4 protein-coding genes and 1 pseudogene are annotated in these 5,650 nt (G+C 72.6%); 3 read left to right on the top strand and 2 right to left on the bottom strand.

The features are described from left to right. Both D3105_RS32140 and D3105_RS32135 read left to right on the top strand, forming a co-directional pair. A partial coding sequence (locus D3105_RS32140; RefSeq protein WP_240647101.1) for an ATP-binding SpoIIE family protein phosphatase occupies nucleotides 1-1,574 on the top strand: 1,574 nt, incomplete at its 5' end. Nucleotides 1,575-1,981: 407 nt separating this feature from the next. Further along, complete coding sequence (locus tag D3105_RS32135; RefSeq protein ID WP_206273022.1) at nucleotides 1,982-3,541, top strand: exopolysaccharide biosynthesis polyprenyl glycosylphosphotransferase; 1,560 nt, start codon at nucleotides 1,982-1,984, stop codon at nucleotides 3,539-3,541. A 72-nt stretch (nucleotides 3,542-3,613) separates the two neighbouring features. On the opposite strand, the gene D3105_RS32130 is transcribed toward D3105_RS32135, so the two are convergent. Both D3105_RS32130 and D3105_RS34805 read right to left on the bottom strand, forming a co-directional pair. Then, on the bottom strand, nucleotides 3,614-4,597 hold the full coding sequence (locus D3105_RS32130) for a GDP-L-fucose synthase family protein (RefSeq protein WP_118906377.1): 984 nt from the start codon (nucleotides 4,595-4,597) through the stop codon (nucleotides 3,614-3,616). Continuing rightward, nucleotides 4,594-4,785, bottom strand: coding sequence for a hypothetical protein (locus D3105_RS34805; protein WP_165891120.1), 192 nt, complete (start codon nucleotides 4,783-4,785; stop codon nucleotides 4,594-4,596). The genes D3105_RS32130 and D3105_RS34805 overlap by 4 nt, the downstream gene beginning before the upstream one ends. Between D3105_RS34805 and gmd the strand changes: the two are divergent. Beyond that, a pseudogene (gene gmd, locus D3105_RS32125) lies at nucleotides 4,712-5,650 on the top strand (GDP-mannose 4,6-dehydratase); the annotation flags it as partial. The gene D3105_RS34805 and the pseudogene gmd sit on opposite strands and share 74 nt — an antisense overlap.

The following is a 5,650-nucleotide window of genomic DNA, read 5'->3' as shown; positions in this document are numbered from 1 at the left end:
CCCCGGACCCGCCCCTCCCGGATCCGGACCGACCGGACCCCGCCCTGCCCGGCCCCGGCCTCCCGGGCCCCGGACTGCTGGATTCCGCAGGCCCGAAGGCCGCGCCGCGCGGGGTGACCGGGCCCCCGGGCTTCTGCGGTGACGACCGGCACCCGTATCCGCCGGTCGTCTATCCGCCCGGCTCCCCCCAGCACCGCAGCCTGTCCTCCGGCGGGCTCGTGCTCGACGAGGGCACTCTCGTCGTCCCCCTGCGGGCCGGGGGCGGCATCCTCGGGCTCGTCACCTTCGACCGGGGCGTCGCGCCCGACGCCTCGGGCCGGCCGCCCGCCCCCGACCGGGCGACCACGTTCGACAACGGCGAGGTCTCCCTCGCCGACGAGCTGGCGGCCCGCGCCGCGGTCTGCATCGACAACGCGCGCCGCTACACCCGCGAGCGCACCGCCTCCCTCGCCCTCCAGCGGCAGTTGCTGCCGCACCACCTGCCGCCGCAGTCCGCGGTCCGGACCGCCTACCGCTATCTGCCCGCCGACGATGTGACCGGCGTCGGCGGGGACTGGTTCGACGTGATCCCGCTGTCCGGGACCCGGGTCGGCCTGGTGGTGGGGGATGTGGTGGGGCACGGCCTCCAGGCGGCCGCCACCATGGGACGGCTCCGCACCTCCGTACGGGCCTTCGCGCAGCTCGACATGGCCCCCGACGAGCTGCTGACCCGGCTGGACGACCTGGTGGGGCAGCCCGCGGAGGAGCCGCCGGACGCGTACGGCGGGGCCGTCGAGACGTACGACGTGACCACCGGGGCGACCTGTCTGTACGCGGTCTACGACCCGGTCTCCCGACGCTGCGTCATGGCCCGGGCCGGGCATCTGCCGCCGGCGATCGTCGACCCCGACGGCCGGGTGTCGTTCCCGGACCTGCCCGCCGGGCCGCCGCTGGGCCTCGGCGGCCTGCCGTTCGAGTCGATGGAGTTCGAGCTGCCGGTGGGCAGCCTGCTGGCCCTGTTCACCGACGGCCTGGTCGAGGCCCGGGACCACGACATCGGCCACGGCCTCGACACGCTGGGCCGGGTGCTCGCGGACCGTTCCGCGTCGCTGGAGGAGCTGTGCGACCGGGCGGTGTCCGAGCTGGTGCCCGGCGGCACGAGCGCCGACGACACGGCCCTGCTCCTGGTCCGCACCCGCGAGCTCGACGCGGAGCGGGTCGCCGACTGGGAGCTGAGGGCGGAGCCGGTGTCGGTGGGCCGCGCCCGCGAGCTGGCCACCGGGCAGTTGGAGGCCTGGGGCCTGGAGGAGCTGGTGTTCGCGACCCAGCTCGTCGTCAGCGAGCTGGTCACCAACGCGGTCCGGTACGCGGGCGGGCCGCTGGGGCTCCGCCTCATCCGGGACCGCACCCTGGTGTGCGAGGTCGCGGACACCGGGCACACCTCCCCCCACCTGCGGCACAGCGCGGAGGACGACGAGGGCGGGCGCGGCCTGTTCATCGTCGCGCAGCTCGTCCAGCGGTGGGGCACCCGGTACACGCCGACCGGGAAGACCATCTGGACCGAGCAGGCCCTGCCGTCGGCCGACGAAGGCTGACCCCTCTCCGTACGGGCCGATCGGCGGCTCCGGGGCCCCTGTGATGTCGGTAACTCTCGTGGCCGCAGGGCTTGTTGGCGCCGGGCTGCTGGTCCACCGGCGCGCCGGGAGGCGCACGGAGGGCGCACTCTGACGTCCTCGCAGGCCTCGCCCCCTCAGGGGTCGCGAGGGACATGCGACACAAGCGCTTACCCGGCTGTCACTCCATCAATATCCTTGCCCACCAGGCGACATCGGACGGTTCCGGTCGATCGGGGGTGTCTGAACCGAGGCGTCTGAACTTCACGAGAACTCCAGCGAAATGGCACGTGTGTGGATATCGTGCACCGAGCGAGGGCGCATCCGTCAGTCCATGGGATCGGCGGATGCGTCCCGTTTGTGGGGGTGCAACTGTGGCTGGGGGGCTCATGGGGCATGTCGAAATACCTGATACCGACCTATCCGGACCGGTGGGGCTGCGGGGCGCACCGCGCCCCCGCACCGCCGCGTCCCGGAATCGCACGGCGGCCCTGGAGCAACTCTGGCGGGCCCCGACGGCTCAGCGCGACCCGGCCGGGCCGGTGCCGGCCCGGCGGACACCCACGCGCGGCCCGGTCCTCGCCGCACTGACCGACCTGCTGGGCCTGGCCGGTCCGGCCTGGCTGCTGCTGAGCGCGGGGGACCAGCCCCGACCGGTGGCGGCCGCCGCGGTCGCGGGGCTGCTGTGGCTCGGGCTGCGCGGCGCCCGGGGGCGGTACACCGACCGGCTGCGGGCCGAGCCCGGCGGTGCGGCCTGCGCGGCCGGCGCGGTCGGTGACTGGCTCGTACTCATCGGCCTGCTGGCCGTGCTGCACACGGCGGCGGGCAGCCCGGTGGACCCGGCCACGGCGGTCGTCGCCGTCGCGCCGGGACTGCTGATCGCCGCCGCGGTGGCCGGGCTGCACCGGTGGCCGCGTTCCGCCCGGCGGGCCGGTCGGGTCCGCAGGGTGCTGCTGGTCGGTGAGGCGGCGGGCGTGGACCGGGCGGCCGGGCTGCTCACCTCCCGTACGGACCACGACTACAGCCTGGTCGCCGCCATTCCGGTGGGCGCCGACCGGCTGGAGCTGGAGGGGGTGCAGGTCCCGGGACGCCTCGCGTCCTGCCCGGCCGACGACGATGTGCCGACGGTGCTCGGCGGGGTCTACGCCCATGCGGCGGACCTGGTGCTGGTGGCTCCGGGGCCCCAGTTGACCGGCGACCGGCTGCGGCGCCTCGGCTGGGGGCTCCACGACCGGGGCGTCGCCCTGTCCGTGCTCTCCGAGCTGTCCGGTGTGGCGGCCGAGCGGGTGCGCCCCGTCACCGCGGCCGGGCTCACCCTGCTGCACATCGCGCCGCCGCTGCGCGGGGGGCCGCAGGCGGTGGCCAAGGACGTGCTGGACCGTACGGGCGCCCTGTTCGGACTGCTGGCCCTGGCACCGCTGTTGCTGGCGGTCGCTTTGAGCGTACGGCTGTCCTCCCGGGGGCCGGTCTTCCACCGGCAGGTCCGGCAGGGGCAGCACAACCGGCCGTTCACCATGTGGAAGTTCCGCACGATGGTGGCGGACGCGGAGCAGCTCAAGGCGCAGCTCGCCGTGGTCAACGAGGTCGACGGGCCGCTGTTCAAGATGCGCAGCGACCCCCGGGTGACTCCGGTCGGCCGGATGTTGCGGCGTACGTCGATCGACGAACTCCCGCAGCTGGTCAACGTGTTGCTGGGCCATATGTCGCTGGTGGGGCCGCGGCCGCCGCTGCCGGAGGAGGCGTCCCGCTACGACGAGCGGGAGCACCGCCGGCTCACCGTGAAGCCGGGGCTCACGGGTCTGTGGCAGGTGAGCGGGCGCTCCGATCTCAGCTGGCAGGAGACCGTCTCGCTCGACCTCTGGTACGTGGACAACTGGTCGGTCGCCGCCGACTTGGGGCTCCTCGCCCGCACCGTGCGCGCCGTCACCGACGGCCGCGGGGCGTACTGAATGGCGGCGGGCGGACAGATGCGAGGAGCACCACCGGTGCGCCGCCGGGAGACCTCTCCCGGCGGCGGGCGGTCACTGCCCGGGCGGGAGCTGCCCGAGCCACCAGGCGTAGGTGCGGGCGATGCCGTCGCGCAGCGGGATCTTCGGCGTGAAGCCGAGGGCGTTCAGGCGGGTGACGTCGAGCAGCTTGCGGGGGGTCCCGTCGGGCTTCGAGGTGTCCCAGGCGATGCGCCCCTCGTAACCCGTAACATCCCGTACGGTCTCCGCCAGTTCGCGGATGGTGAGGTCCTCGCCGCAGCCGATGTTGACGGGTTCGTCGCCGTCGTAGGCCTCCAGCAGGCTCACGCAGGCGGCGGCGAGGTCGTCGACATGGAGGAACTCACGGCGCGGCGAGCCGGACCCCCACAGGGTCACCTCGGGGGCCCCGTCCCTGCGCGCCTCGTGGAAGCGGCGGATCAGCGCGGGCAGGACGTGCGAGGTCTCCAGGTCGAAGTTGTCGCCGGGCCCGTAGAGATTGGTGGGCATGGCGCTGATGTAGGAGTCGCCGTACTGCCGCCGGTAGGACTGGGTCTGGACGATTCCGGCGATCTTGGCGAGGGCGTACGCCTCGTTGGTGGGCTCCAGCTCCCCGGTGAGCAGCGACTCCTCGCGGATCGGCTGGGGCGCGAGCCGGGGGTAGATGCACGACGAGCCGAGGAAGAGCAGCCGCTCGGTCCCGGCCGCGTGCGCGCCCGCGATCACGCTGAGCTGGATGCGCAGGTTGTCCTCCAGGAACTGCACCGGATACGTGCTGTTGGCCATGATCCCGCCCACCTTGGCGGCGGCCAGCACCACGGCGTCCGGGCGGACCTCCTTCAGATACGTCTCGGTCCGCGCGGCGTCGCGCAGGTCGAGGAGGTCGCGGCCGCGGGTGAGCACCTCGTGGCCGTCGTCGGCGAGGCGGCGGGCCACTGCCGAGCCGACCAGGCCGCGGTGTCCCGCGACGAATATGCGGGAGCCGGGCCGCAGTAGGGAACGGGCGGATTCCTGGGACGGGACGGGGAGTTCGGTCGTCATGGCTCGGATTGTGCCAGCAGAAAAGGACTGCGGTGACACTTTGCCGCATAACGCTCCAATTCCGGAATATCGGTGAACATCGCCGCCGAGGCGATCAGCAGAGAAGGGGGAATCGTGGCGAAGACCGCGCTCATCACCGGGGTGACAGGCCAGGACGGTTCGTATCTGGCCGAGTTGTTGCTCGACAAGGGATACACGGTGCACGGGCTCATACGCCGTTCCTCAAGCTTCAACACCGAGCGGATAGACCACATCTACCAGGGTCCCGAGGAGCCGGAGCGCTCCTTCGTCCTGCATCACGCGGACCTGTCCGACGGTGTGGCGCTGGTGAACCTGCTGCGCGACATCCAGCCCGACGAGGTCTACAACCTGGGCGCGCAGTCGCATGTGCGGGTGTCCTTCGACGCCCCGTTGTACACCGGTGACGTCACCGGGCCGGTATCCAGACTCGGATCTACCAGGCGTCGTCCTCCGAGATGTTCGGCGCCAGCCCGCCCCCGCAGAACGAGAGGACCCCGTTCCACCCGCGCAGCCCGTACAGCGTGGCGAAGGTCTACTCCTACTGGGCCACGGTCAACTACCGCGAGGCGTACGACATGTTCGCGGTGAACGGGATCCTCTTCAACCACGAGTCGCCGCGCCGGGGCGAGACCTTCGTGACCCGGAAGATCACCCGGGGTGTCGCCCGGATCAAGGCGGGGCTCCAGGACCGGTTGCACCTGGGCAACCTGGACGCGGTCCGGGACTGGGGGTATGCGCCGGAGTACGTGGACGCCATGTGGCGGATGCTCCAGTGCGACACCCCCGACGACTTCGTGATAGCCACCGGCGAGGGCGTCAGCGTCCGGGACTTCCTGGAGTACGCCTTCGAGCACGCGGGCCTCGACTGGCGCGAGCACGTGCGCTACGACCCGAAGTACGAACGCCCCAGCGAGGTCGACGCGCTGATCGGCGACGCCTCCAAGGCCGAGGAGCTGCTGGGGTGGAAGCCCGAGGTGAAGTCCCGGGAGCTGGCCCGGATCATGGTCGACGCCGATATCCGCAAGCTGGCCG

This window comes from Streptomyces globisporus (assembly GCF_003501885.1).
GTDB classification, from domain to species: domain Bacteria; phylum Actinomycetota; class Actinomycetes; order Streptomycetales; family Streptomycetaceae; genus Streptomyces; species Streptomyces globisporus_D.
This window is presented reverse-complemented; position numbering and strand designations above follow the sequence as displayed.